General features: G+C 57.7%; 28 protein-coding genes and 1 pseudogene. 16 read left to right on the top strand and 13 right to left on the bottom strand.

Going from position 1 to position 26,607, the window contains the following annotated elements; genetic code table 11:
* Window positions 1–162 precede the first annotated feature (162 nt).
* Window positions 163–792 (bottom strand): resuscitation-promoting factor Rpf1 domain-containing protein, encoded by a 630-nt coding sequence (locus tag MHK00_RS10810; protein WP_285439630.1) that lies wholly within the window; start codon window positions 790–792, stop codon window positions 163–165.
* A 321-nt stretch (window positions 793–1,113) separates the two neighbouring features.
* Between MHK00_RS10810 and MHK00_RS10805 the strand changes: the two genes are divergently transcribed.
* Entirely contained in the window at window positions 1,114–1,494 is a 381-nt protein-coding gene (locus MHK00_RS10805) for a cold-shock protein (RefSeq protein WP_005323875.1), read from the top strand.
* Here the strand turns inward: MHK00_RS10805 and MHK00_RS10800 are convergent.
* Window positions 1,491–2,069 carry a DUF2771 domain-containing protein gene (locus MHK00_RS10800; RefSeq protein WP_150851075.1) on the bottom strand — a complete coding sequence of 193 codons (579 nt, stop codon included), beginning with the start codon at window positions 2,067–2,069 and terminating at the stop codon, window positions 1,491–1,493. The genes MHK00_RS10805 and MHK00_RS10800 overlap by 4 nt on opposite strands.
* A 6-nt stretch (window positions 2,070–2,075) precedes the next feature.
* A complete protein-coding gene (locus tag MHK00_RS10795) occupies window positions 2,076–2,840 on the bottom strand; it encodes a glutaminyl-peptide cyclotransferase (protein WP_250411787.1) in 765 nt (254 codons plus the stop codon).
* 38 nt (window positions 2,841–2,878) lie between these two features.
* On the opposite strand from MHK00_RS10795, the gene MHK00_RS10790 reads away from it, so the two are divergent.
* From MHK00_RS10790 to MHK00_RS10780, 3 genes are read left to right on the top strand one after another with little or no spacing between them, the layout of a single operon-like run.
* Window positions 2,879–3,547: a DUF3027 domain-containing protein gene (locus tag MHK00_RS10790; RefSeq protein ID WP_225747332.1), complete on the top strand. Its 669-nt coding sequence runs from the start codon at window positions 2,879–2,881 to the stop codon at window positions 3,545–3,547.
* Between the two features lie 49 nt (window positions 3,548–3,596).
* On the top strand, window positions 3,597–5,000 hold the full coding sequence (locus MHK00_RS10785) for an NCS2 family permease (protein ID WP_250411785.1): 1,404 nt from the start codon (window positions 3,597–3,599) through the stop codon (window positions 4,998–5,000).
* A 9-nt stretch (window positions 5,001–5,009) separates the two neighbouring features.
* A complete protein-coding gene (locus tag MHK00_RS10780; protein ID WP_250411783.1) occupies window positions 5,010–5,816 on the top strand; it encodes a TrmH family RNA methyltransferase in 807 nt (268 codons plus the stop codon).
* Here the strand turns inward: MHK00_RS10780 and MHK00_RS10775 are convergent.
* From MHK00_RS10775 to serC, 3 genes are all read right to left on the bottom strand, one after another.
* The gene (locus MHK00_RS10775; protein ID WP_250411781.1) at window positions 5,777–6,607 is read right to left on the bottom strand and encodes a DUF6928 family protein; all 831 of its coding nucleotides are present in this window, start codon (window positions 6,605–6,607) and stop codon (window positions 5,777–5,779) included. The two genes, MHK00_RS10780 and MHK00_RS10775, sit on opposite strands and share 40 nt — an antisense overlap.
* A 2-nt stretch (window positions 6,608–6,609) precedes the next feature.
* Complete coding sequence (gene sepH, locus MHK00_RS10770) at window positions 6,610–7,485, bottom strand: septation protein SepH (protein WP_250411779.1); 876 nt, start codon at window positions 7,483–7,485, stop codon at window positions 6,610–6,612.
* Window positions 7,486–7,597: 112 nt separating this feature from the next.
* Window positions 7,598–8,716: a phosphoserine transaminase gene (serC, locus tag MHK00_RS10765; protein WP_250411777.1), complete on the bottom strand. Its 1,119-nt coding sequence runs from the start codon at window positions 8,714–8,716 to the stop codon at window positions 7,598–7,600.
* 160 nt (window positions 8,717–8,876) lie between these two features.
* On the opposite strand from serC, the gene MHK00_RS10760 reads away from it, so the two are divergent.
* The 6 genes from MHK00_RS10760 to MHK00_RS10735 all read left to right on the top strand — a co-directional run bounded on the left by MHK00_RS10760 (window position 8,877) and on the right by MHK00_RS10735 (window position 14,927).
* Complete coding sequence (locus MHK00_RS10760) at window positions 8,877–10,169, top strand: citrate synthase (RefSeq protein ID WP_250411776.1); 1,293 nt, start codon at window positions 8,877–8,879, stop codon at window positions 10,167–10,169.
* Between the two features lie 122 nt (window positions 10,170–10,291).
* Window positions 10,292–10,651 carry an FKBP-type peptidyl-prolyl cis-trans isomerase gene (locus MHK00_RS10755; RefSeq protein WP_005323855.1) on the top strand — a complete coding sequence of 120 codons (360 nt, stop codon included), beginning with the start codon at window positions 10,292–10,294 and terminating at the stop codon, window positions 10,649–10,651.
* 69 nt (window positions 10,652–10,720) lie between these two features.
* Complete coding sequence (locus MHK00_RS10750) at window positions 10,721–11,584, top strand: aldo/keto reductase (RefSeq protein ID WP_250411774.1); 864 nt, start codon at window positions 10,721–10,723, stop codon at window positions 11,582–11,584.
* 290 nt (window positions 11,585–11,874) lie between these two features.
* Window positions 11,875–12,222: a DUF485 domain-containing protein gene (locus tag MHK00_RS10745; RefSeq protein ID WP_250411772.1), complete on the top strand. Its 348-nt coding sequence runs from the start codon at window positions 11,875–11,877 to the stop codon at window positions 12,220–12,222.
* Entirely contained in the window at window positions 12,222–13,865 is a 1,644-nt protein-coding gene (locus MHK00_RS10740; protein ID WP_250411770.1) for a monocarboxylic acid transporter, read from the top strand. The genes MHK00_RS10745 and MHK00_RS10740 overlap by 1 nt, the downstream gene beginning before the upstream one ends.
* 27 nt (window positions 13,866–13,892) lie before the next feature.
* On the top strand, window positions 13,893–14,927 hold the full coding sequence (locus MHK00_RS10735; protein WP_251068581.1) for a hypothetical protein: 1,035 nt from the start codon (window positions 13,893–13,895) through the stop codon (window positions 14,925–14,927).
* A 2-nt stretch (window positions 14,928–14,929) separates the two neighbouring features.
* Here MHK00_RS10735 and MHK00_RS10730 read toward each other — a convergent pair whose 3' ends face one another.
* A complete protein-coding gene (locus MHK00_RS10730) occupies window positions 14,930–15,922 on the bottom strand; it encodes a DUF1906 domain-containing protein (RefSeq protein WP_250411768.1) in 993 nt (330 codons plus the stop codon).
* Window positions 15,923–16,035: 113 nt separating this feature from the next.
* A complete protein-coding gene (locus tag MHK00_RS10725) occupies window positions 16,036–16,464 on the bottom strand; it encodes an OsmC family protein (RefSeq protein ID WP_250411766.1) in 429 nt (142 codons plus the stop codon).
* Between the two features lie 111 nt (window positions 16,465–16,575).
* Between MHK00_RS10725 and MHK00_RS10720 the strand changes: the two genes are divergently transcribed.
* On the top strand, window positions 16,576–17,205 hold the full coding sequence (locus MHK00_RS10720) for a DJ-1/PfpI family protein (RefSeq protein ID WP_250411764.1): 630 nt from the start codon (window positions 16,576–16,578) through the stop codon (window positions 17,203–17,205).
* A 252-nt stretch (window positions 17,206–17,457) separates the two neighbouring features.
* Entirely contained in the window at window positions 17,458–17,901 is a 444-nt protein-coding gene (locus tag MHK00_RS10715; RefSeq protein ID WP_250411762.1) for a DUF2871 domain-containing protein, read from the top strand.
* A 185-nt stretch (window positions 17,902–18,086) separates the two neighbouring features.
* On the opposite strand, the gene MHK00_RS10710 is transcribed toward MHK00_RS10715, so the two are convergent.
* Window positions 18,087–18,680, bottom strand: coding sequence for a Type 1 glutamine amidotransferase-like domain-containing protein (locus MHK00_RS10710; RefSeq protein WP_250411760.1), 594 nt, complete (start codon window positions 18,678–18,680; stop codon window positions 18,087–18,089).
* Between the two features lie 205 nt (window positions 18,681–18,885).
* Window positions 18,886–19,437, bottom strand: a complete 552-nt coding sequence (locus tag MHK00_RS10705; protein WP_080971220.1) for a TetR/AcrR family transcriptional regulator — start codon at window positions 19,435–19,437, stop codon at window positions 18,886–18,888.
* A 104-nt stretch (window positions 19,438–19,541) separates the two neighbouring features.
* Here MHK00_RS10705 and MHK00_RS10700 point away from each other — a divergent pair, with 104 nt between their 5' ends.
* The 3 genes from MHK00_RS10700 to MHK00_RS10690 all read left to right on the top strand — a co-directional run bounded on the left by MHK00_RS10700 (window position 19,542) and on the right by MHK00_RS10690 (window position 22,336).
* Window positions 19,542–20,087, top strand: coding sequence for a GNAT family N-acetyltransferase (locus MHK00_RS10700; RefSeq protein ID WP_049360642.1), 546 nt, complete (start codon window positions 19,542–19,544; stop codon window positions 20,085–20,087).
* Window positions 20,088–20,093: 6 nt separating this feature from the next.
* Window positions 20,094–20,483: a GNAT family N-acetyltransferase gene (locus MHK00_RS10695; protein ID WP_239659054.1), complete on the top strand. Its 390-nt coding sequence runs from the start codon at window positions 20,094–20,096 to the stop codon at window positions 20,481–20,483.
* 1,175 nt (window positions 20,484–21,658) lie between these two features.
* On the top strand, window positions 21,659–22,336 hold the full coding sequence (locus MHK00_RS10690; protein WP_250411759.1) for a hypothetical protein: 678 nt from the start codon (window positions 21,659–21,661) through the stop codon (window positions 22,334–22,336).
* Between the two features lie 126 nt (window positions 22,337–22,462).
* Here MHK00_RS10690 and MHK00_RS10685 read toward each other — a convergent pair whose 3' ends face one another.
* The 3 genes from MHK00_RS10685 to MHK00_RS10675 all read right to left on the bottom strand — a co-directional run bounded on the left by MHK00_RS10685 (window position 22,463) and on the right by MHK00_RS10675 (window position 24,231).
* Complete coding sequence (locus MHK00_RS10685) at window positions 22,463–22,966, bottom strand: Panacea domain-containing protein (RefSeq protein WP_049360647.1); 504 nt, start codon at window positions 22,964–22,966, stop codon at window positions 22,463–22,465.
* 1 nt (window position 22,967) lies between these two features.
* On the bottom strand, window positions 22,968–23,867 hold the full coding sequence (locus MHK00_RS10680; RefSeq protein ID WP_049360648.1) for a GAF domain-containing protein: 900 nt from the start codon (window positions 23,865–23,867) through the stop codon (window positions 22,968–22,970).
* Window positions 23,868–23,994: 127 nt separating this feature from the next.
* A complete protein-coding gene (locus tag MHK00_RS10675; protein ID WP_239659055.1) occupies window positions 23,995–24,231 on the bottom strand; it encodes an integrase core domain-containing protein in 237 nt (78 codons plus the stop codon).
* A gap of 955 nt (window positions 24,232–25,186) precedes the next feature.
* Here MHK00_RS10675 and MHK00_RS10670 point away from each other — a divergent pair.
* Window positions 25,187–26,379 (top strand): annotated as a pseudogene (locus tag MHK00_RS10670) (IS481 family transposase).
* The last annotated feature ends 228 nt before the right edge of the window (window positions 26,380–26,607 follow it).

Raw genomic sequence — 26,607 nt, 5'->3', positions numbered from 1 at the left:
CAAACCACGCAAAGCACTCAACTGGCGCACCCCAGCCGAAGTCATGACCAACGCCCTCACACAAACCGGTAGCATCAAACCAAACTAACCATCATCGTTGCAACGACCCCTAGAATCCGCCAGGGCCCATTGCTATAGCAATGGGCCCTTTATCGCTATGTCTTAGCGGGTGATGTTCTCAATCATCTGCGCAATCGGGTCGATGACGTTGCGGTTGGCAGAGTAGAAGTTGTTGAAGTCATGGCGGTTAGCCTTGTACAGCTCGGTGAACTGTACAGGAAGTGCCAGGCCGTAGGAGTTAGCGGCGTTCTTGATGGTGTTGTACAGAGCATCGACAGCCAGCTCGTCGGACTTCTGAGCGGCAGCCTGCTTGACCGGAGCCGGTGCCTGGGCCGGAGCCTTAGGGGCAGCGGACGGAGCGGTGCGCTGGGTCGGAGCGGAGTTCAGGCCGAGGGAAGCGGAGCAAGCCGGCCATGCACCCCAGCCCTGGGAAGCAAGCACGCGCTCAGCGACGACAATCTGCTGCTCGCGGGTAGCCTGGTCAGCGGTAGCAGCGAACTGGCCGCCGCCATTGGCCTGCCAGGTCTGCGGGTTGAACTGCAGTCCGCCCTGGTAGCCGTTGCCAGTGTTGATGTGCCAGTTGCCGCCGGCCTCGCACTGTGCCAGACGGTCCCAGTCGGAATCCGGAGCAGCGGAAGCGGTCGGTGCCATGATGGCAGCGGCAGCGCCGAAGGCGACGGTGCCGGCGGTGAACTTAGCGGCCATACGGTTCTTAGCGGAGTGGCGTCCCATGTAGTTAGTCCTCTCTGTGTGCCCGCATTAAGTGCAAAAAATATGTACCAAAAAGAAAGGGCGGGCGAGGGCAACTTTCTTAACGGCTCTTAAGTGTCTGGGGGACAGCGTAGCGGTTTATAACGAAAGTGTCACGTTATGGGCACTAAACGGGAAAGAAATGGGACAAATGTGGTGGGTGAGGGGGCATTTTCGCAGGTGGGCGACACCATGTGATCTATGTCATGTAACGCGGGTGTGTCGCGGCAGAGTGCGCGACTTCTGTTGTTTTGACCAGGCGGCTAAAATAAAGATTTTCCCCTAGAGAAGAGGTGGGTACCTATGCCTATTGGCAAAGTGAAGTGGTATGACGCCGAGAAAGGTTTCGGTTTCGTCAGCAACCCGGGCGATGAAGACGTCTATGTTGGCCGCAACGTGCTGCCCAAGGGAGTAGAGGAACTGTTCCCCGGCCAGCGCATCGACTTCGATTTCGCGGCCGGGCGCCGCGGTCCGCAGGCGCTGCGGGTCAAAGTATTGGATAAGCCGCGTCGCCGCACCCCGGCCCGCAAGCCGGAAGAACTCGGCAGCATGGTCTCTGACGTGATGACCTTGCTGGAGTCGCAGATTCAGCCGGTGCTCAATTCCGGCCGCTACCCGGAGCGCAAGACTGGGCGCCAGGTAGCAGAAATCCTCCGCGCAATCGCGAAGGATTTGGATAGCTAATTAGAAGCCTTCGTGGATTCCTCCGCGGAGGCTTCTCGTTCTTTATCGGTCATCGTGGTCAGGGACCACACGGTGGCCAAAGGGGTTTCGTCACCGTTGTCATCGGTGCCGATCATCATGGAGGAAATCTCCACCACCTTGAGGCGGGGGCGCTTGCCGGTAGAGGCCTTGATGGGGTCTACCGAGCCGGGGATCGATACCTCAGTGGTTTCGTTTGCGCCGTGCGCGGTTTCATCGTTGGCGGCGGGGTCATCGTAGATGGAAAGAATCTTCCACTCGTGGTCGGAGATTTCTTCGGGGATATCCAGCTTGAGGGTGTCATCATCACCCACGGTGAGGTTCGGGACCTCGCCTTCCGGGCACTCGGAGCCGGGCTCGCAAGCAATGTACGGGGCGACGTCGATGGACTTATCGCCCACGGAGGCGGTGACCTTGATGTCGCGGGGATCGGGACCCGGGCGCTGGTTCCACCAGTTTTGGAAGATCACTACGGCGGCGACGATGACCGCCACGACCACGATGAGGGCCAAGATCTGCAGCAGCGACTTTTTCCTTGCTTCCTTACGGGTTGCCATGGGCCTTTACCTTACTCGAACGTGGAAGAGTTCCTCCCACCGCTTGCCGGTAAGCCAGAACTCATCGTCTGTGATGTGCGCGATGCCGTTGAGGACATCATCGGGGTCGGTATAGCGGGACTTATCAATCGCGTCGGTAGCGATGACGGCGGTTACGCGGCCGGTGGAGGGATCGATGCGGTAGATGTTGTCATCCATCCACACATTGGCGTAGACGTCATCGCCCACGCACTCGAGTTCATTGATGTCTTCGAGGGGTTTTCCCTCCAAGGTGATGTCGGTAGTGGAGCGCTCCGCGAAGGTCTCTGGGTCCATGTGCCGCAGGGTCGCGGAGCCATCGGACATGAGGAGATCCTCGCCGGTATTGCACAGCCCCCAGCCCTCGCCCGAGTAGGTGGCGGAATCTACCTGGCGCAGGTCGTGGTCGTATTTCAGGGCTTGGCCGGACTTCCAGGTCAGCTGCCAGATGGAATCGCCGGCTTGGGTGATGCCCTCGCCAAAGTAGCGCTTATCCAGGCGCGTTTCGGCCAAGGTTTCGCCGGATTCGGGGGAGAAGCGCTCGATGCGGGATTCGCCCCATTGGCCGGTGCCCAGGAGCAGGTTGCCGTCCGGATCGGTTTCGAGGCCCTGCGTAAAGGAATTGGGCGGCAGGGAAGCGGTACCGAGAACCTCGACGGAGAGGCGTTCTACTTCGGGTTCAGCTGGGGTAGAGGAACAGGCAACGAGCGTGCAAGGGAGGAGAATGCAGGCGGCGCGGGAAAGAAACGACATGCACCATATGTACCACCGGGTGCGCTCCATAATGAATAATGAGGGGCGTGAGTAAGCGAAAAGCAAATCCGTTGATCGATTCCCGCGCCGTGCGCATCGCGCGCGAGGCGTTGGATGAGGTGGGGGAAGGGGGCGTCGGCAAGCATATCGGCGTCGCCGGGATGGGCCGAAACGTTGCTACCCACCGATTTGAAGCAGAAATGCCTGGCTACCCCGGCTGGGAATGGCAGGCGGTGCTCGCCTGCGCGGAGGGATCGCGCTACGTCACCGTCAATGAGGTGGCGCTGGTGCCGGGCGGGGAGGCCCTGCAGCCGCCGGAATGGGTGCCCTATGAGGACCGCGTGCGGCCAGGCGACCTTGGACCCGGAGACCTGATGCCACCGGCCGTGGATGATTCCCGGCTAGACGGTGACAAACTTTCCAAGTCCGGCCTGGAAGACGCCAAGAAGCGCTGGCGCACCGAGTTCGGCCCGAATACGGATATGGCGGCCAAGGCGCGCCTGCAATGCCGCACCTGTGCGTTTTATGTGCAGCTGATGGACAACTACGGCGTCTGCGCCAATGAGTACTCGGCGGACGGCCGGGTGGTGCACTCGCGCTATGGCTGCGGTGCGCATTCGCAGACGCGCGTGCGGGAAGAAAAGACCCCGGAAGTGGCCTTCGACGATGAAAAGCCCATCTTCCAGGATTTTGAAATCGAGGATTAAGGCAGCACACTTATGGCGTAAGACTCGCTGTACGTGAAAGGCGCAGGCGTTGAAAGCCACTCTCGATCGCTACTTCCATATCTCTGAACGTGGTTCCTCCATTGGAACCGAGCTACGCGCGGGAACGGTCTCGTTCTTCGCCATGGCCTATATCATCCTCTTGAACCCGCTCATCCTCGGCACCACCGAGGACGCGGAAGGCTACGCGCTGGGCGTGCCACAGGTCGCCGCCGCCACCGCGCTGGTTGCCGGCGTTATGTCCATCCTCTTCGGCGCCATTGCCAAGTACCCCTTCGCCATGGCCGCAGGCTTGGGTATGAATACCTTCGTGGGCGTGAGCATGGTCGCCACCAGCGGGCTGACGTGGCAAGAATCCATGGGCCTGGTGGTCATCGAGGGCATCATCATTGTCCTGCTGGCCATCTCCGGTTTCCGCACCGCCGTCTTTGACGCCATCCCGCAGTCCATGAAGGCGGCGATGGGCGTGGGCATCGGCATGTTCATCGCCATGATCGGCCTCGTGGACGGTGGCTTTGTCACCCGCGTGCCGGACGCCGCGCACACCACCGTGCCGGTGAGCCTGGGTATTAATGGATCGATTTCCACTTGGCCGGCGCTGGTCTTTGTCATTGGCCTCATTATCTGTTCCTTCATGGTCATCCGGAACGTGCCGGGCGGGCTCTTCATCGCCATCGTGCTCACCACCGTCATCGCGTTCATCGTGCAGGCGTTTACCGGCTCCGAGGACTGGGGCATGGCCGCGCCGGTGAAGCCGGAGGCGCTCGGCGGCATTCCGGATCTGTCCATCGTGGGCGATGTGAACCTGGTGGGCGCCTTTACCAAGATCGGCGTGGTCTCCACGGTGCTGCTGATCTTTACCCTGTTGCTCACCAACTTCTTCGATGCGATGGGCACCATGACCGGCCTGGGCAAGCAAGGCAAGCTTGTCGACGCCGACGGCAACCTCCCCGACATGAAAAAGGCCCTCGTGGTCGAGGGCTTTGGCGCCGTGGCTGGCGGCCTTGGCTCTGCTTCTTCCAATACCGTCTTTGCGGATTCCTCCGCCGGCATTGCCGATGGCGCCCGCACCGGTCTGGCCAACCTCATGACCGGCGTGCTGTTCCTCGCCGCGATGTTCCTGACGCCGCTGTATGAGATCGTGCCCATCGAGGCCGCCTCCCCGGTACTCGTCATCGTCGGCGTAATGATGGCCGCGCAGCTGACCGAGATCCGCTGGACCAAGATGGAGATCGCCATCCCCGCCTTCCTCACCATCGTGACCATGCCGTTTACCTATTCCATTGCCAACGGCATCGGCGTGGGCTTCATCTCCTTCGCGCTCATGTCCACCTTCGCCGGCAAGGCCAAGGACGTGCACTGGATCATGTGGCTCTTGGCTGGCCTGTTCGTGATTTTCTTTGGCATGGATCCGATTTCCAATGCCATCGGCTAGCCTAAGGGCATGCTGATTACTGACCCCGCAGACCCTCGCCTGGACGATATTCGGAACCTCAACAAATCCGATAAGTCCGGCGAGGGTCTCGTCATTGCAGAGGGCCCGCTGGTGGTCTCCCGGCTGGCCGAATCCCGGTTCCCCATGCGCTGCCTCGTTGGCTTTCCCAAGAAAGTGGAGGCCTATATTTCCGAGTATGGCGAACCCGAGTGCCCCATCTACGAGGTCTCTCGCGAGACCCTGGCGGAGGTGGCCGGCTTCGATATGCACCGCGGGCTGGTCGCCGCCGCGGACCGCGCCCCGGAGCCGGAGGTGAGCGAGATTCTAGAGACCGCAAAAACCATCGCCGTGCTCGAGGGCGTAGGCGATCATGAAAATATTGGCGCCATCTTCCGCCATGCCGCTGGCATGGGCGTGGATGCGGTGCTGCTGGGCTCCGGTGCGGCGGATCCGCTCTACCGGCGCTCGGTGCGCGTGTCCATGGGGCACGTGCTGCGCTTGCCCTTTGCCCATCTAGAAGGCGGGTTTACTACCTGGCAGCGTTCCCTGCAGGCGCTTGCCGACGCCTCCTTTACCCTCATTTCCTTAACCCCCAACCCCCAGGCGGTGCACTTGGCCGAGGCCATGCATGGCCTAGATAAGGTGGCGATGCTCGTCGGCGCGGAGGGCCCCGGCCTTACCGAACACGCAATGAAGGCCACCGATATACGCGCACGCATACCGATGGCCCCTGGCACCGATTCTCTTAATGTGGCGACCGCCGCCGCCATTTCCTTTTATGAGCGCCAGCGCTCCTTGAGCGACTTAAACGTCTGAGCGCCCCAATTGCCAATGAGCGAGCCCAGTTGCTTGGCGGTGGAGATGATTTCCTCGCCGGTGGATTCCGGCTCGGCGCTGTGGTCCTCGTAGTCGTCATAGTCGTTCAGGCCCAGCTTATTGGCCGACTGTGCGGCTAGTTCCCCCACGGTGCGCTTGGGCTTCGGCGGGTCGATCTTAGGCTCTGGGCGGCCGTCGACCGCGTAGCCCACAACGTCTAGGTCTGGGCCATCGTGCCCGACCTCGATGTCGAGCCAGTATTCCTGTGCCGCTTCCATGATGCCCTGCGGCTCGAAAGGCAGGGAGATTCCGCCCAGCGGCTCGTATTTTTCGCCCGCCCAATAGGGCGCCTCGAAGGGCTCGGGCAGGCCGGTGTCCTCGTAGAGGTGCTCGCGGGTAGCGCACAGGCAGCGCTTGAGATCGCCGCCCTCCCACAGGGCGAAGCCGGCGTAGCCTTCTTTCTCGTTGCTGGCCAGCGCAATGACGCGCTGGGCGGGCACCGCGTTAAGGAGTGTTTCTGGCAGCTGGGAAAGGAGAACAGAATCCCCCTCGCAGACCGTTTGCACCACGGTGATGCCGGGGTAGCCGCCGATGTAGTACTCGTTCGGATCCGTCTGCGCGGAGCGGTTGAGCGGGAATTGCCCAATCGGCGTGACCGGGAAGGTCGGGTCTAGCTGGGCGAGGAATTTCCGCCCAAAGCCGCGATCCGCCTTGGGTTCGGTCTTCAACACCTCTTCCGCATTGGGCTGAGAGATGTACCAGAGAGTAAGTACAGCGTGAGAGATGTCCACGATTAGTCCCTAGGGCGCTTGGTATTGGAGCGAACACCGAGCAGCACGTCCTCCCAATGCGGGGTGACGGCCTTACGGCGGCGCTTGGTGGGCTTTTCTTCCGGCGAGGGGTTCTGCAAGAACTCCTCTTCCTCCGGCTCTTCCGGAGGGGTGGTCGGCGCGGTGAGGTCGGTGACGTTGCTGGGCTGGTCGCCATCGATAGCTTCGTCATAGCGGCCGCTGCCCAGCGAGGTCAGCGAGCGCACCGGTTGGACGAAATCCGGGTCTGTCAGGTCCGCGGCCACCGAGTTGCGCGCTTCCACCGTGGCGGGCGAGGACATGGACTGCTTGAAGTACCACTCGGCCTCGTTCTCGGACAGGCCGGCCTTCCACGTCACGCGCACGATCCAGGCCTCGCCCTGGTGGCGGTAGGCATCCCAGGTGGACTCGGAGAGCGAGTGGCCGCGGGCGGCAAAGGCGGTGGCCAGAACCTCCCACAAGGTGAGCTTGGCCGGTCCGTCCTCGCGGACGGGGTGTGCCTGCTTGGAAATCTCCGCGATGCGATTGCGCTCCAGCATGACCGGGTAGGCGAAAGGCTCGATGCGAGATTCGGTCACGCCCATTTCTTCCGCCAGCTCCGCCGCAGAGGCGCCGGCGCGAATGCGGTTTTGGATCTCCGCCGGGCGGATCTTCGTCTCTTCCACCGGTTCCGGTTTGGAGGGCTTGGCCAGGCTGATGGCCGGAGCCGCCGGTTCCTCTTCGGGGGTTTCCTCCTGCTCGCCCTGCAGGGCGTCGCGCAGCTCATCGGTGATGGAGAGGAAAAACTCTTCGCCGTCTTCGGTGCGCAGCACCAAAGAGGTTTCGGTCGACTCGCTGTCAACTGGGAACAGCTCGCGCATAATAGGGCGCTCCTTTTGCCTATCGACGGCGGACAAATCTGTGATGCATTCAACTATAACGCGAAAAAGCCCCGCGGCCTGCGAGGCGGCGGGGCATGTTGGGGGTGATGCGTTAATTCGCATCCAAGACGTAATCGATGCACTGGGTCAGTTTGGCGATATCGGCCGGCTCAATAGCCGGGAACATGCCGATGCGCAGTTGGTTACGGCCCAGCTTGCGGTACGGCTCCACGTCCAGGATGCCGTTGGCGCGCAGGGTGGCGGCGAGCGCCGCGGCGTCGACGGACTCGGAGAAGTCGATGGTGCCCACCACGAGCGAGCGGGACGCAGGCTCCGCGACGAAGGGAGTGGTCTCCGGGCGGGATTCGGCCCAGCTATACAGCGTGGTGGAGGATTCCGTAGTGCGCTCAACCATGCCGTCCAGGCCGCCGTTGGCATTCATCCACTGGAGCTGGTTATCCAACATGAGCAGGGTGGCGATTGCCGGGGTGTTATAGGTCTGGTTCTTGCGGGAGTTATCTACTGCCGTCTGCAGGTTGAGGAAGGTGGGGATATAGCGCTCGGAGGCGTTAATTTTCTCAATCCGCTCCAGTGCGGCGGGGGACATGGCGGCGAGCCACAGGCCGCCGTCGGAAGCAAAGCACTTTTGCGGCGAGAAGTAGTAGACGTCCGTATCGGAGATGTTTACGGGTAGGCCACCCGCGCCGGAGGTGGCGTCCACGACCACCAGCTGCTGATCATTGCGGGGGTGCGGGCGGGTAACTTCTGCCATCGCGCCGGTGGAGGTTTCATTGTGTGCCCAAGCGACGACGTCCGCCTCCGCAGAAAGTTCGTGCGGGTCGGGTGCGGTGCCCACGGGGGACTCCACGATGGAGGGGGCATCGAGCCAGGGTGCACCCGCGGCGGCCTTGGCAAATTTAGTGGAAAACTCGCCAAAGGTGAGGTGGGCGGAGTGGCGTTCAATGAGCCCGTAGGTGGCAGCATCCCAGAAGGCGGTGGCGCCGCCTAGGGAAAGGACAATCTCGTAGCCCTCTGGTAGGGAGAAGAGATCGCTCAAGCCTTCTCGCACCGAACCTACGAGGTTCTTTACCGCCGGCTGGCGGTGGGAGGTGCCCATGACCGCGGGGTCAATGGCCGCAAGCTGGTCGGGGCGAACCTTGGAGGGGCCGCAGCCAAAGCGGCCGTCGGCAGGCAGGAGGTCGGCAGGCAGCGTAAGTTCTGGAGTGCTCATGCGTGCCAGTGTAGAGCAGTTCCGGTCGAACGGCAGTTATTTTAGTCGGCCAAATCCTGTTGTTGGCGTCACAAAGTTTGCTAAAGTGTGAAGAGGTATCAAGCTAGCTTCCTTAAGTTAGTGCTTAATAGTGACTCTTCACATAGAGAAAGGAACTTCCGTGGCTTCTGAAGACAACAAGGTAGTGCTCCAGTACCCAGGCGGCGAGTACGAGATGGACATCAAGCAGTCCACCGAGGGTGACTCCGGCTTTGACATTTCCAAGCTCCGTAACGAGACCGGGCTCGTTACCTTCGACCCTGGTTATACCTCCACCGGTTCCACCGAGTCCAAGATCACCTTCATTAACGGTGAAGAGGGCATCCTGCGCCACCGCGGTTACGATATCGCGGACCTGGCGGAAAACGCTTCCTTTAACGAGGTTTCCTACCTGCTGATCAAGGGTCATCTGCCTAACGAGGAAGAGCTCAGCCACTTTAACCGCGAAATCCGCCACCACACCCTGTTGGACGAGGACTTCAAGGCCGCGTTCAATATCTTCCCGCGCAACGCGCACCCAATGGCCGTGCTGGCTTCCTCCCTTAACATTCTTTCCGCGTACTACCAAGACCAGCTCAACCCGCTGGACCCAGAGCAGCTGGATAAGGCCACCGTTCGCCTGCTGGCTAAGGTTCCAATGCTGGCTGCGTATGCTTACCGCGCTTCTCAGGGCAAGCCTTATATGTACCCGGATAATAGCCTGAACGCCCGCGAGAACTTCCTGCGCATGATGTTCGGCTACCCCACCGAGGAGTACGAGGTTGACCCGGTTGTAGCTAAGGCCTTGGATAAGCTGCTTATCCTGCACGCTGACCACGAGCAGAACTGCTCCACTTCCACCGTGCGCATGATTGGTTCCGCTCAGGCTAATATGTTTGTCTCCATCGCCGGCGGCATTAACGCCCTGTCCGGTCCGCTGCACGGCGGCGCAAACCAAGCCGTTCTGGAGATGCTGGAAGATATCCAGAACAACCACGATGGTGACGCTACCGACTTCATGAACCGCGTGAAGAATAAGGAAAAGGGCGTTCGCCTCATGGGCTTTGGCCACCGCGTGTACAAGAACTACGACCCACGCGCGGCCATCGTTAAGGAGACCGCCCACGAGATCATCGAGCACTTGGGCGGCGACCCAATGCTGGATCTGGCCATGAAGCTGGAAGATATTGCGCTGAATGACGATTACTTCGTCTCCCGCAAGCTCTACCCGAACGTGGACTTCTACACCGGCCTGATTTACCGTGCCATGGGCTTCCCGACGGACTTCTTCACCGTCCTCTTCGCCATCGGCCGCCTGCCGGGCTGGATTGCTCAGTACCGCGAGCAGCTGGAGATCAACACCAAGATCAACCGTCCGCGCCAGATTTACACCGGCGAGTCCCTGCGTAAGGTTACCCCGCGCAACGAGCGCTAAAGCGCCCCGCGGGTCTGTCGAATTAAGCCGAATCGGGTGGTAGCACCTATAATAGGTGCAGCTCGGTTCGGTTTTACTGCGACCGCACGAACAAACTAGATTTCCCAAGGAGAATAATCCCCATGGATAAGCCTGTTATTGAAGCCCAGTCTGGCCCAGCGCCGACCGACCTTGTTGTAGAAGACATCGTCGTCGGCGACGGTGCTGAGGCGCAGCCTGGTGCCGTAGTGGAGGTCCACTACGTCGGCGCTGAATACGAGACCAACCAAGAATTCGATTCCTCGTGGGACCGTGGCCAGTCCATCGAGTTCCCGCTGACCGGTCTCATCGCCGGCTGGCAAGAAGGCATTCCGGGAATGAAGGTGGGCGGTCGCCGTAAGCTCATCATCCCGCCGGAAAAGGCCTACGGCCCCGCCGGTGGTGCGCACCCGCTGTCCGGCCGCACCTTGGTCTTCATTATTGACCTCATCCGCGCCGACTAAAAGCGCTCAGCCCCAGGGTCCGCCCTGGGGTTTCGTCGTTTTCGGCGCGGTCAGAAAAACTGCGGCACAATGGAGGGCATGACAGTGCCAACCGTAACTTTCAATGATGACCGCGAAATGCCCCAGCTGGGCTTGGGTACGTACAAGCTATATGACGAGGAATGCATCCGCGTCATCCGCGAGGCCATCGATTTGGGCTACCGCCACTTCGATACCGCCACGCTCTACAAGAACGAAGAGGCGGTAGGCACCGCCCTGAAGCAGGCAATGGATGCCGGCGACGTCACCCGTGATGAGCTCTTTATTACCTCCAAGGTATGGCACTCCCACCACGGTGCGCACAAGGTGGAAGAGGCATTCCAGCAGTCTCTCAAGGATCTGCAGCTCGACTACCTTGACTTGTATCTCATCCACTGGCCGTGGCCGCAGGGTGGCCTATACAACGAGACCTTTGAGGCTATCGCCCGCCTGCAGGGCATGGGTCAGATTGCGTCCATCGGCGTGGCTAATTTCTACGAGGACGTGCTCAAGGACCTAATTTCCACCACCGGCATTTCTCCGGTGCTCAACCAGGTGGAGATCCACCCGGGCTTTACCCAGTCCAGCCTGCGCGCCTTCCATCACGATAATGACATCGTCACCGAGGCATGGGCCCCGTTGGCGCGCGGCGTTGTGCTCAATAACCCTGTGATTGAGCAGGCTGCTGCTGACCACGAGGCGACCGAGGGGCAGGTTGTGCTGTCCTACCTCATGTCCAAGGGTATATCCGTCATTCCGAAGTCCGCGCGCACCGAGCGCCTGAAGGAAAACTTGGCCGCCACCGAGCTAGAGCTCACGGCGGAGGAAGTATCCGCCATCGACGCACTTGAGGGTCAGGAGGGCTTTGGCCGCATGTTCAATGACCCGCGCGAATTCCCGGGCAGCGAAGAGTAGCGTCAACCACAGATTAAGCCCCCTCACGGGGGCTTTTTCTTTTGCCAAGCGGCTGTTAACAATCTTTACAAGGGGTAAAAAATTCTTGGCTCGGGGGTAGTTTGTTAAAGATGTTATTCCAGTTCAGCGAAGCCTATGGGGTTGAAAGGGTGGGGGAGTGGAAGGTTTTCTTGGCAGAGTTTACAACCTTGCAGAAAATGTTCTGTAAGTTACAAGTCAGCGTGGATAGTGAGCAGTGACACACTATCTCGTGTGACCTAAGTTCCTCTCACCCAAGGAGACGATGCTCTATGGGTGACGTAGCTGCAACTCCTGTCTCGCGCCGCGAACCCACCGGTAGCGAGTTCATCGCGATGCGCGACTCCGCCCAGTTCGGCGAGCTGCGCCGCACCTACCGGAGTTTTACCTTCCCTATGACCGTGGCCTTCTTCGTGTGGTACGTGGTTTACGTTCTTGCCGCCGTGTTCGCCCCTGGCTTCATGGCAACCGAGCTCGGCGGCGGCTGGAACATCGGCCTAGTCTTCGGCCTTGCCCAGTTCCTGACCACCTTCATCATCACGTGGATTTACGTGAAGTACGCCAATAAGAATATCGAGCCGAAGTCGGCAGCCATCCGTGAAGAATTGGAGGGCAACTAATGACTACCACCACCCTTGCCGCCGAGACTTCCGCCGGCAACCCCATCCTGAATATTTCCATCTTCGCCATCTTCCTTATCGTCACCATGGCGGTGGTGCTGCGCGCCGGTAAAACCACCAAGGAAGCCTCGGACTTCTACACCGGTGGCGGCAGCTTCTCCGGACGCCAGAACGGTCTGGCCATCTCCGGTGACTACCTCTCCGCCGCATCCTTCCTAGGCATCGTCGGCGCGGTGGCGCTCAACGGCTATGACGGCTTCTTGTACTCGGTGGGCTTCTTCGTCGCCTGGCTGGTAGCACTCATGCTCGTCGCCGAGCCCATGCGTAACGTCGGCCGCTTCACCATGGCGGACGTCCTATCCTTCCGCCTGAAGCAAAAGCCCGTGCGCGTGGCGGCGTCCATCGCCACCCTCTTCGTCACGCTTTTCTACCTCATCGCACAGATGGCCGGCGCCGGCTCGCTGGTGGCCGTGCTGCTGGATATCCATGACTTCAAGTGGCAGGCCCTCGTCGTGGGCGTTGTGGGCGTGCTCATGATTGTCTACGTCCTGGTCGGCGGCATGAAGGGAACCACCTACGTGCAAATGATCAAGGCCGTGCTCTTGGTGGCCGGCGTGGTCATCATGTGTTTCTTGGTCTTCATTGCCCTGCGCGGCGGATTTAGCACCTTGTTTAATAACGCTATCGACATGCACGCCGCCTCCGAGCAGATTAAGGAGAAGGGATACGAGGCCAAGGACATCATGGCTCCGGGCCTGAAGTACGGCGCCACCACCGCCACCAAGCTGGACTTTATCTCCTTGGGCATTTCCCTGGTGCTCGGCGTGGGTGGCCTGCCGCACGTGCTGATGCGCTTCTACACCGTGCCCACCGCTACCGAGGCGCGCCGCTCCGTTACCTGGGCGATCGTCATCATCGGTGCCTTCTACCTTATGACCCTGGTTCTGGGCTACGGCGCAGCTGCGCTGGTGGGGCCGGACCGTATCCTGGCCGCGCCGGGCGGGGCCAATGCTGCGGCACCGCTGCTCGCACTGGAGATTGGCGGCTCCATCTTCATGGCGATTATTTCCGCCGTGGCCTTCGCTACCGTGCTCGCCGTGGTTGCTGGCTTGGCCATTACCGCCTCTGCGTCCATTGCACACGATATCTACCACGCGGTTATCCGCAACGGTGAGTCCACCGAGGCCGAGCAGGTCCGCGTCTCCCAGGCCACCGTGGTGATCCTTGGCATCGTCTCCATTATCTTGGGCATCCTGGCCATGACCCAGAACGTGGCCTTCCTAGTCTCCCTGGCGTTTGCGGTGGCGGCCTCCGCCAACCTGCCGACCATCCTGTACTCCCTGTACTGGCGCCGTTTCAACACCGCGGGCGCGGTGGCTTCCATGTATACCGGCGTGGTGTCCTGCCTGGTGCTCATCTTTTTCTCCCCGGCAGTCTCCGGTTCTGAGAGCTCCATGTTCCCAGGTGCGGACTGGGCTATCTTCCCGCTTTCCTCGCCGGGCTTGGTCTCCATTCCGCTGTCCTTCTTCGTCGGCTGGTTGGTGTCCATCATGACCAAGCCGGACAACTTTGAGGAGCTTTCCGCAGAGATGGAAGTGCGCTCCCTTACCGGCGTGGGCGTGGAGGCACCCGTGCAGCATTAATTGCTTGAAAAGTGCACACACCCGGTAATGTGGTTGGACGTGCTTAGAACGTCCGTGACCCGCAAGGCGGCATCAGTTAAGGCTGGTGCCGCTTTGGCCGTATGCATGCTCGCCTTGACCACCACCGCGTGCAGCAATAGCGAGCGCGAAAGCGATGCGCTTGCCGACGCCCCCTTAAAAGCAACAGACACCAACCGCGACGTCCCACCGGAAACCAATGAGTTCTTGGAGGGCGATGAGGGTCATTCAATTACCTATATCCGCCTGCACGATGGCATGCACATGGGCTCTGCCTCGGAGCACGAGGCCCGCCCGGCGCTAAGCCTCATCAAGCTCTATATCGCCACCTACGTGATGGAAAAGGGCGAGTACGAGGACAAATATGAGGCGCTGGATATGATCGCTAGCTCCTCTGATAAGTCCGCCGAAGACCTCTTTGACAAATACCCGGATTCCATCGACGCGATTGCCGATGAATTCAATCTCGAATCCACCAAGGCCGGCGAGCAGTGGGGCTATTCGCAGACTTCTACCTATGACGTCGCCAGCTTCATCTCGCAGCTCATCGACCGCGATGAAACCCACCCGGTGCTTGTAGCCATGGCGCATGCCGATCCCATCTCAGAGGACGGCTACCGCCAGGATTATGGCACCGCCAAGCTCTCCAACGTGGTGGGCAGCAAGTGGGGCTGGTCCAATGACAAGTCCATTAACTCCTCGGTCTCCTTTGGCGAGAACTTCGTCGCCGCCGCCTCTATCACCGGCTCCTCCGATGACCTCACCGACTACGTCAAGGACGAGGTGACCGGCAAGAATCTGGGCAAGGCCACCGAGCGCTTCCTCAAGTACAAAGACGGCGAGGACGTCCCGCCGATCGAGACCTCCACCTCGGAGACCTCTACTACCCCCTCGAGCAAGAAGGACAAGGACGAGAAATCCGGCAAGGGTAAGAAGGAAAAGTCCACGTCCAAGGAGCCCACTAGCGAATCCACCACGTCCAAAAAGAAGTCCGCAGACAAAAAGAAGGGCTCGGAGAAAACCTCCGAGCCTTCCAAGAAGTAGTACTACCGCGCCTTCGCAACCGTTTCTGCGACGATCTTCGCTAGCTGGCGAATCTGATCGTTGCTCAGCGTCTTGCCATTAAAGGTCACGCCGTCGGCGGTGACCTGCGGAAGTTCCGGTAGCTCCGGGTGCGTTCTCTGCAGCTGCGAGCTCAGCTGATTGACCAGGTCCGACGAACCATTGCTCGGGGCCTTAGTCTGCGGCTCGGGCTTTGGCTGTGGCTTATTGGCGGTCGGCTTCTTTGCCGGTGCAGGAGCCGCGGACTTGCCTGGCGTCCACTGGCCCCAGTCTTCGGCGTAGACCTCATTGACGTCAACGATGACGCCGCCGATGGTCTGCTGCTTGCCGTGCGGCAGCTGGTGGATTGTGGTGCGCGGGTGAATCTTGCCGTTGGAACCCCAGTCATGCATCCAGAAGTACTTGCCGATGCCATCCTGGATCGCCCACTCAATGGTGTTGTAGTTGCCGTAGATGCCCGTCTGGTAGCCGGCCAGCTCCAGCGTCTTGGAAAACGCCTGCAGGTAGGGGCGGATCTGGCGGGTGTACTGCTCGCGGGTGGGGTTATCGTCGATCGCGATGTAGATCGGACGGTTGGTGGGGCCGCCTGCCTTCTTGTGTAGGGCAATCGCCTTCGGTGCGTGTACTGCTGCACCTGCTGCGCCTTGCTTCCAATCGGCGGTTTCCGCACGGCCGAATTGGTAGACCGACGCAGTGGGCAGGCCTACTGCCGCATTGGCCTTAGTCTCTTTGAGGGTTACCGGCTTGCCGGTCATCCACGCAGCGCCGGGGCGCTTGTCGGAGACGTAGCGAATCGCGCCCATGTGGCCAGCATTCTTAATTGCCTGCGGGGAAGGTACGCCGGCGGAGAAATCAATGATGGTGCCGCGCACCGGTCCGAGCGCCGCTGCACTCGGTGCGGCAGCGCCGATAGCGCCTGCGGTCAGGGCGAGAGCCCCAGCCTTAAAAAGGCCGCGACGGGAGAAAGATGGTGACATGTTGAGCTCCTGCAGTAATCACATTTGTCACAGTAGTGAACAATTGCACCATAGCAAGGGGTCTGGAATTATCCCTGGAGCGAAACCGCATGTCGCGCATTTATGCAGGAGAGCTATTTCGAGACGTTGCTGAACTTCACCCTCGTGGGGTTCTCAACCGTGCGCGAGACCGTGCAGTCCTTCTCGTGGGAGATGCGAATCAGGTTGTCCACCAGCTTGCGCGCTTGGTTGCCCTCCGGCGTATCCGGGAACGATAGATCGAAGCCCACACGCACCTCCGACAGGCGCGATGCCCCATCCTCGCTTACGCGGTCTCCCTCTACGTGTACATCAAAAGATTCCGCTTCCGCGCGTCGGGACGTCACAACGTCTACATCCACCGCGGAACATCCCGCGACCGCAGCGAGCAAAAGCTCAACAGGGGAGAGGAGCCCCTCACCACTGCCAAATTCAACGCTGGCGCCCGCTGAATTGGTAGCTCGGTATTGGGCGGTGTCGATGCGGGTGAGGTCTACGGCGTAGTGCTTTGTTACTTCAGACATGAGGCCAGTTTAAGGCGAGGGATCAGGTCGGTTAGAGTAGGCAAGAGACACGCTGATCGAGATGTCCGCTTGTCTAGTGGTGATTCAGAAGGCCCGCGTATTGTGAGTTCCATGAAGGTCATTGCTATTTACGCGACGGAAACCATGTCTGATTGGGAGTATGCCTACCTCACAACCCAGGTAGCTGAAGCTGAGGCCCAAGTGCCGGACCGCTTCAAGGTTTTGTTTGTTGGCGAATCATTACAAGCTGTCCGCTCCAAGGGTGGGATCGAAGTGGTCCCAAGCTTGACCTTGGAAGATATCCAGAACCGAACTGATATTGCGGCTTTCGTGGTGCCAGGGGCAGATACTTACTTTGATGGGCACGGACACCTACTGGAGACGGTAAAAGACCTACATCAGAAAGGAGTGCTCTTGGCAGCAATCTGTGGTGGAACTTTGGCCTTTGCTCGTGCTGGGGTGCTTGACCACTGCAAACACACTTCAAACGCGCAAGGCTTCCTTGCCTCAACCAACTACGCCAATATCGACGGCTACAAAGAAGAAGACGCAGTTTCTGATGGCGGAGTGATTACGGCATCTGGTTTGGCTCCAGTGTCATTCACCGCGGCGGTATTGCGCGCGGCGGGCGTCTACCCAGATGATGTCGTGGACGCTTGGCTTCAATTGCATGAGCAAAGAACAGAAGCGGCCTTCGTTGAACATATGAACAAGGTTCAGGCGTGGGCCTGTTCAAACTAGCTGGAGTTACCCGAAACTGCTTCAACGATTCGGGTCTTTGCTAAAACAAAGGTGCCCAACAGTCAGCGCTTTTATTTCCCGCGGCAGGACTATGAATTTTAAGCTACCGGAACTCATAGTCAACCAACTGGTTGATTGCAGTTTCAACTAGCCCTGTGATTCAAAACGATGACGAATGTAGAAGGATAAGTCCTTAGAGGATTTTATTCATCGCTACTCCGGCCGTGACAGCGGTTGGGAAGGAGAATGACAATGAAAGCTTTGTATTGGGCATCCATTTTCTACCTCGTGTTGGGCTTGGGCGCTGGCGTGTTCTACCGGGAATTCACGCGGGCTAATGATTTCCCCACGGGCGAGTTCACTCAGCTAAGCGTGGCGCACACTCACTTGCTAGCCCTCGGTTTCATGATGAGCCTTATCTTCTTGGTATTGGAGAAAGTCTTTGGCCTGTCGCGCAGCCGCGGTCAGTTCAATGCGTTCTTCTGGCTCTATAACGTCGGCGTGGTCGTCACTGTTGGCGCCATGATCTGGCACGGATGCCTGACCGTACTGGGGGAGGAGTCCTCTGCAATGATCTCTGGTATCGCTGGACTTGGACACATCCTTATTACGGTGGGCCTAATTGCATTCATCGCAGCGCTTGGTAATGCCATCGGTGAGTCCCAAGAAACTAAGTCCCAGGCAGCAGGTGAATAACAACGAGTGAGGCTGTCTCAAAGCGCCACAACGTTGGCTCCGCGAGATGGGAGCTCACCAAAACAAATGACCCTCATGGCCCCTACCAGTATTTTTAAGGGAACTGGTCGGCCACAAGGAAAGTGCTGGTGGTTGAGGAGAAAAATGAACTTTCCTGGTCTGCTTGGCGTGTTTGTCATCGCAGATTAGATGAGAATGGACTTTTCGTCATCCACAAGGAGGGCTTGCCCATCTCTCAAAAGCAGCAGGTTCCATTCTCGGCCGTAGGTCTCGACAGTCTTACTGATGACCTCTATTGAATAGGGCCCAGTGGTTCCTTGTGCATGAGGAACAATGACATAAGGAGTGAAGTTTAGCCCTGTATATTCGGTGAGCTGCGGTGCCGTTTTGGAATCGTCCATGATTGATGCCGGCTCAATTGATGGGCCGGCAACAACTGCTCCTGCAGAACTTCCAGCGTAAAATTTGCCCTGCTTTACTGCCTCAGTCAGTGCATGGTCGGCACCCGTTTTCTTCAGTACGTCAAGTAGGCGGAACACGTCGCCGCTTGCGACATAAATGCAGTTGGCTGATGCAATTTCATTTTGAAGATCGCTTGATTTTGATTGCGATAGGGTGAGGGGGACTAAGGTTTCTGCTGCCTCACCAATTGCCTTCAGTTCTGCCTGTGCAAATGGTGCCCTGCGCATCTCTGAAGCGGCATCATCGATATATAGCACTCGTCCCGAAACGTAGTCGCCGATGTTTGGGTGCAGGAATGAAGCGAGAAGAAGTTTCATGGGCCTAGATTACGAAATTCTTGCCACTCCGACCATTCGAAAAGCAAAAGTCTCAAGACACCAACCGGAACGATGTCTCGAGACTTCACATGGGTGCAGTCGAGTAATCCCTAGCCCGGCTACTCCACTACTGGCCCAGCTGAGCTTCCTCTCGCCATTTCCGAGTATTCCTCACACTGCCGCTGCCCGAAATGGGATGGTTCCGTCAAGACAAAAGTTTCTTGATGCCCTCGGAGAGGATCTCTTGTGGGCTAATGTGGTGCGCCGCGTGGAGGCGCGCATAAGTCGGTGCTTGTTCGGGGTTGATGGCAATACGCTTTTCGTCGGGCGCCATGGGCGCGGTCAGGGCGGCGCCGATCACTAGGTTTGATAACCGGTAGGCAGTTCCCAACGGATCTGGGACTCCCTCTCGTTCAAGCAGCACGCACATACGCTCAGAAAGGGCCAGGTAAGCAGGGCCTCTGGGGGCACGCATGCCGATGACCTGACCGGCCCACCGGTGGGTCGTGAGGTGCGTGAAGAAAGCTTGCATCAGGGCGGGTAGGTCGGCGTTGTTGATCGACTCGGACATCACGGGATCGTCTGCAAGCACTACATCGAGAGCAAGGTCGAACAAGTCGTCTACCGACTCCACACGGGAGTACAGGCTAGCTGGGGCGACGCCCACCTGTTGCGCCACAGCCCTCATGGTGAGTGCCTTCAAACCACCTTCGTCCAACAGTCTGCCCGATGCTCTTGCAACTTCCGCAATATCCACGGTGCGATGGCGTTGCACAGGTTTCCGATGTTCCCAGTAGCTCACCCCACCAGCCTAACCAAACATGCTTGAACCACCTATCCAAACTATGTTAGTTTTAGCACATGCTGGATGCTACCAACCTTCCGATCGCTCTTGAGAACACTCGCCTACGCCTTCTCTCCGAACTGGACGCAGACGCGTATGCAGCAGGCACAAAAGACGAAGCTGTGCGGCGCTTTGCTCATCTGCCTGAACCTGATTACACCCCCGAGTCCGTGCGACGGATGATCTGTGACGAGGTTGCGACGGGCCTCTCGTCCGGCACGTTGGCAGTCCTCGCACTTGCCGACGCCGAGACCGACCGGTTCGTGGGTTCCGTGGTTCTCTTTGACGTTTGCTCCGAGGCTGCCGAGGTCGGGTTCTGGATTCATCCCGGTGCGCGAGGGGAAGGCCATGCCCATCGGGGCTTGGAGCTGGCATCACGTTTCGCGCGCAACAGTGGACTTAGAACCTTGACAGCACGCACGCTTCCGAAAAACAAGGCCTCCCAGCACTGCTTGACGACGGCGGGATTCCGCGAGACCGGACGAGGCGTAGGGATCACGCCCGCAGGACAGCGCGAGGAATTGTTCCACTACCAGCGCGATCTCGTGACCGCCGCCCAGTAACCGTTGGTGACAGAACGACTTCGACTCCGTCTGCATGAGACAGACGATGTCGCATGGCTTCACAAGCTGTACTCGCAACCTGACGTTGCTCGTTTCCTGTTGGACGAGCCATGGACTGTGGAAGTCACTCGCGACAAGCTCACGGAGCGGTTATCAAAAACTGGCCTCGATGGTGAGGCTGCTGCGCTCGCGCTGGTTATCGAACATGAAGGCATCGCGATCGGAGACGTCGCACTATGGCTCACAGATAAGGAGCACCGCCAGGGCGAGATCGGGTGGGTGCTGAACCCGGCGCACGGTGGACAAGGCTTCGCCAGTGAAGCCGTTCGCGCGGTACTTGCCCTCGGGTTTGACCATTACCATCTCCACCGCATTACCGCACAGATGGACGCCTGAAACAGTGCCTCCGCAGCACTTGCTAACCGCGTTGGGCTCCGGCTCGAAGCGCGTCACGTCCAGGACTGGTTTAGCAAGGGTGAATGGACCGATACCCTCGTTTACGCGCGGCTTGCCTCCGAGAACATAAGCCAATGAATGGCTTCTGATTTGAAATGAGCAGCGGTTGGATGCCTTAGAAGGTAGCGATTTCTAGTCGCATTTCCGGCCACAGGTGGTCTCTGATGGCAGTCCCCGCACAACGCAAAACGCCTCAACTATTTTTTAAAGGAGAAGCGTTTGGTGTGTTGAGGGGTGTTCGAACAATCAAACCAGATTCTCCCGCGACACGGTGGGGGTATGTAAAACGAACTACGTATCCCGTCGGGTGATCTTTACCGCCGGCCACAGACTAATGACGAGGTCAACTTCAAGTTCGGCCGCTGTCTCCAGCGATGGCCAAGTGTTTCCATTGAGGATGTCGGAGATAGTCGAGGCCGCGCCCGGTTTTCGGCAACCCCTTCAACACTCGGGTAGCGGTTCCTCTCACGACGCAAATTGATGCTCCTTGCCTGAGTTGCTGCCTGCTTGTGCACCATCACGTCGAGACTGTAAGGCCGGCGGGGGGTACCGAGCTTCGCTCGTATGATACCTCTACCGTTGCGTTAGGGGCATAGAATGCACTGCCCTGGGTATTCGTAACCGCTCTAGGATCGCAGGTGAGGCTTTCGTGCGACCTAGTGCGGCCCAACGAAAGCTCCAACGCCGACTCCGAACTTGCCACCGTCTCAGCGCTCTGCCACGACGTGCCAGCAAGCCACCGGCAAAGGATTGTATGCCCGATACCCGAGCGCACCGCGAAGTCTCTTTGCGTGCTCGCCCGGCCCCGCTCGATATAGTGATCAATCTCCTGGGCGAGCGACTGCCTCTTCAACCACACCTTCTTGTATACAGTCAGCAGATCTTCGGGGATCTCTTCGCTTGTTCCAAAACGTCATGTAACGTTTCGGGCGATAAGCTCAGCGGGAAAACTTTTGCTGATATCTTTTGTCTACTGCACTAGTCAGTAGGGGCGTGAAGGGTGGTGGATCAACCGGCCCGAACGAGAACGCAAGTTCCATGAGCAACCGCTTGTTGTCCGTCCCGGATGCTTTACTGGGCGTGTATTAATTGTTTGACCGACGAGGGGGATTCCGTTGACCAAAGAGCCGCACAAGCCAAAGCCCATCAACCTTGACGAATTGATCGCCAAGCATCTGCCAGAAGGCATTACCTACGCCGAATATCGCGATGCTAGCAAAGATCCGCAGCACCCGCTCCACGACCCTGATAATCCGCGCCACGAGGCGTACGTGCAGGCGGAGGAGACTATGAAGAAGTCAGCTCAGACAACGAGTGAGGCGATTACAAAGATGATGTCGAGTGAGTGGTTGGGGACAGAACACAAGCGAATCATGGACGAGGCGCAAAAGCTGGTGAAACTGCCCGTTGAGTCACTCGATGACCTGTTTAAGCCACAGACTTTGCAGGTGGACACAAGTTTCCTCACTCAGGACCACATGTCTGACTTTGATTACGGCGACACGCTTATGGGGCGTATTGAAAAGGCTCAGGAAGCTACGGTAGCCGCCCGGCTTGAGCGAGAGAAGCGCGATGCCCAACGGCACGAGGAGCTGCGGGATATCTTGCTCACCCTGAGCACAAATGCGGTCGATCAGCGCGATGAAATAGCGAAGATGCGTGAGGGGCAGGAAATGGGCGAGAAGTGGCAAAAAACTGCGACAAAATGGGGACTGGCGATTGGAGCGTTAACGCTGGTGGCTACCCTAGCGAGTATTGGGGTAACAGTGTTCCTCGCCGTGTGGTTTAACTAAGACGGCGAATTCTAGGAGGCGGTGAAACACGTCTTACATTTCGGTTGACTCTAGCAAGTCCGCCAAGGCGAGGGGCTAGATGCGGCTGCTGGTTCATTCGAACAGATAGCATTCCGCGGTACGCAGCTAGGCTGGAATGAGCTCCCCAGTGGCCTTGACGCGGTCCATTTCCTTCAGGAAATAGTCTTGAATCATCTGCTTTGGGATTATTTGTGCGTCTCCATCTTCTTGATGAACTTGGCTCCACGGAGTGCCTGGCAAATGGGTCAGATCAACCAGCCTAAATGCGTTGAGAGAACCGTAATCTCTCACGACCGATCGGATCAGATGTTCATCTTCCTTGTCAAGACCAACATTCGGTGCTGGGTTTCCGACGGCGAGTTTTTCGCTGTCTTCGAACCTGAAAGTTGGAGGAATGCGGACCATTCTCGCGTGTTCAGGGTAGATGTCCCGCACCACAGGTCCGAGTTTCCAGGCTTCAAAATTCTCGTCGAACAGCTGCTTTTGGCGAAGTGCGAAGCACCACCCCTGGCAGAAATAGAGGAGTTTGTGCAACTTGACTGTTTCTAATTCTCGTCCCGGGGCAAGCAACGAGATGATGTAGTTGGATACCGTTGCAGCGGTTGCCATGTCAGTTCTCTCCTTGCCTTTCAACCATTCCAACAATGCCTTCACCATAGCTATTCCTGTAAGAAACTTTGTCCTCTTTGAATGGTTCGTTTTGTGCTATTTGCAAAGTGTCACTAAACATCTCAGCAATTGCGGATGTCACAAGCTCGAGCTCAGCAGTGATGATATTCTTTCCTGGGAAATCGACGGTCAGTACCCCGACAGTCTTTCGATAGCTAGTTCGTCCCTCGTTCGCCCTAATCGGTACCAATATAAATGAATGGTATTCATTCGCGTCATTGGCTGAGACAAAAAAGCCCGATGGTGGTTTCTTGATATCTTGAACGACAATCCTCTCCGAGCGACCATCTAGGGCATTGATGAAACTTAAATGATCGTCTCCCCCGTTTGCGCAAAAGTGCTCACGTGCTTGGGCTCGCGGGTTTCGTTCACCAGCGTTTTCGCGGACAAGTTCGTATCTGACCTCGCTCCTACCTTCGGGAGCAGACTTCCAATAGAGGCAGACTCTGGCTCGATTACCAATAATGTACGTAGCCTCTGTCGTCAGCTTTTGATACAAGGTCGCCTTGTCGGAACTTGATTTATTTGACCTGCTGTAGTCGTTCATGGCGCGGACACATTCGTCCACGCGCTTAACAAAACGACCAGTTGTTCCTTCTTCGACACGGTTCTTCTTCCTTTTAGCAAGCCACAGGGGGATAACTAAGAGACCTGCAACCATCAACACGACTCCCGAAACGAGGAGGCACCAGTTGACGGCACTCTGCGAAGTTACCAAGGTCGTAATTTGAGGAGCCGCCAAGATACTTCCGAACGGTGACAAAGTTCCAGCAACCAGCTTGAGTATGAAGTCAACGTTCTGGCGCAGGCCCCCGATAGGAGGGTCGCTCAGTTTTTCCAAGTTTTATTCCCAATCACTTGTCGAATAGAAACTGTCTTGAAGTACCCCGGGTTTTGTTCCTGGGTATCTGCCGTATCTTCCATTATTTCTCGGGCCGGTTGATGGCTCCAAACCTCCGGTTCAATGTCTATTGGTGTGCGGTAGCCAAGGCTGTGATGAAGTCTTGCATCGTTCCATCAATTCTCCACTCGAAGATTGCAATTTCTACGGCGACGACATCGCTCCAAGTGGGGGTATGGATGAGCTCGTGCTTGTAGGAGCTATTGATGTTCTCAGCTAGCGCATTGTCATAAGAGTCGCCTACTGATCCAGTGGACGCTGCGATTCCAAGCTCGGCAGGATGTTTGGTATAGACGATGCTCACATACTGTGAGGCGTGGTCAGAATGGTGAACCAAACCTGCAGTTTCTTTGGCACTGCTAATCACCTGGTTGAGCGCCGGTAGCGGCAGCGCTTGAAGTGCGCACCGAATCAGTCAGTGTTTAATCGACAATCCTTCGGGAGTATACGTCGGTCACGAATGCGGTGTACACGAGTCCTTTTCGTGTTTGTACGTAGGTAATGTCTGGCCCCCTCAGCCGGATAGGCCCAGCGGCTTTGAACTCTCGACCAACTAGAGCTGGGCGTAGGTCTGGCCCCTTGGGTATGCAGGTGGTTACAGGTGCCCCGCCTTTGCCTTTGCCAGACAGTCCGGCCGTACGCAGCAATCTAGCAGTCTGCTCTCGGTCGATAGCGATTCCTTCACGGACAAGCGCGTGCCGTATCTTCCGCACACCATAGGTATCAGCGTGAGTGTGGCGAAGGTGCTCAAAAAGCAGCGTCATGAAGTCTGCGGGCACTCATGCCACGAGCTTTGGGTTGGCGGTAACCAAGCGACGTAATGAAGCCCCATTTGCGATTGTTCTTCAACGTCGCACACATTAACTTGAGTGAGAATCGATTCGGATACTCATCAATGAATCGGATCATTCTTTAACGTTGTGGGTCGAGTTCTGACGCGAAAAGCCGAAGCTTCTTTCAGCAATTCATTGGTGCCTCGAAGCGCTTGGTTTTCACGACGCAGCTTGGCCACCTCTGCAACACGATCTTCGGGCAAAGTGTGAAGTCTCGAGACATCGTTCCGGTCGGTGTCTCGAGACTTCACAGAGTGCCCCAGTTTGGTGCCCCAGAGTGTGTCTGAGTTCATGACATATTTGACAGTCTGTGCCTGAGGGAATCGTCGTGATGCTTGACAGGTGAGCCGCGACATATTTGACGCTTAGGGCTACCTTACCGTGTCGGGTGATGCTTGACTGGTGAGTCGGGACATGTTTGACACTATGAACAGTCCTAACCGCAATATGGCCATCGTTAAAGCTGTACGCCATCAAGGCCGCAGCCCGTCAAAGGTAGCTAAACACTTTGGTATTTCCCGGCAGCGCGTCTATCAAATCCTTAACGCTTCCGACGCCGGTGGCGCGCAAGCCATCGCGCCGAAATCACGTGCCCCACACACCCATCCACAGGCCGTGCCAGATAGGTTGCGGGCAGAAATTGTTACTATCCGTCGTCAACTAACGCGTCATGGGCTTGATGCAGGACCGGAAACTATTGCCTTTCACCTTGAAAGAGACGGAAAACGCAGCCCATCTACGTCCACGATTCGACGCATCCTGGCCAAAGAGGGACTTATCAGCCCGGAGCCGAAAAGAAGCCCAAAAGTTCATTTATCCGCTTTGAAGCAGCCATGCCTAATGAATGCTGGCAGGCAGACATCACCCATATCTTCCTAGCTGATGGCACCAGAGCAGACGTCCTAGATTTCCTCGACGACCACTCGCGCTACCTCTTGTCGATTACCGCTGCCAGTTCTTTTACAGGCCCACAAGTAGCTGCTGAGCTTACTCGGTTGATAACAACCTATGGTCCGCCAGCATCGACGCTTACAGATAACGGGTTAGTCTTTACTGTCCGCTTAGCTGGGCGTAAAGGCGGGCGAAATGCTTTTGAAAAGGTCTTGAGTACGTACAAAATTCAGCAGAAAAACGGCCGCCCAGGCCACCCACAAACGCAAGGGAAAATTGAGAGATTTCACCAAACACTCAAAAAATGGATCACGGCCAGACCACCCGCGAAAACTATAGGTGAGCTGCAAGAACAACTAGATGAATTTCGCGACTACTACAACATTCACCGCCCTCACCGAGCGCTTGGCAGACGCAGCCCGCACCACAGCTACACGACAGGACCCAAAGCCAGCCCAAGTGACAATCCAAAGCAAGAATGGCGCACCAGAAACGACGTTGTCTGGGACAACGGCAAAGTCACTGTGCGCTACGCTGGCAAGCTTTTTCACCTAGGCATTGGTAGAGCCTTTAAACGACAAAAAGTCCTCATGGTCATAGCCGACAATCACGTCATCACGTCACTAGCCGAAACCGGCGAAGTAATCACCGAGCACTACATCGACACAGCCCGCGACTATCAAAGGCCCTACTGGAAACAAGGAGACCCGCTACAAGCCACAAAATAAAAGAAACCGGCACCCCAGAACAAAAAGCAACTGAGATGCCGGTTTGTCAACGATGTCGCGACTCATCTGTCAAACATGTCGCGACTCATGACATGGTGCCCCAGAGTGTGTCTGGTTCGGAGACATCGTTCCGCATGTCTTATGAGATAGTTCCGGTCTAACCAGCACTAATGTCTCATTACATCGATCCGGTAGAAAACTCTGAAGTTAAATTTGCCCGGCCGCGAC

Source organism: Corynebacterium tuberculostearicum (genome assembly GCF_022347385.1).
Classification (GTDB): domain Bacteria; phylum Actinomycetota; class Actinomycetes; order Mycobacteriales; family Mycobacteriaceae; genus Corynebacterium; species Corynebacterium tuberculostearicum_M.
The sequence above is the reverse complement of the archived record's forward strand: the minus strand, read 5'-3'. Positions and strand labels throughout refer to the sequence as shown.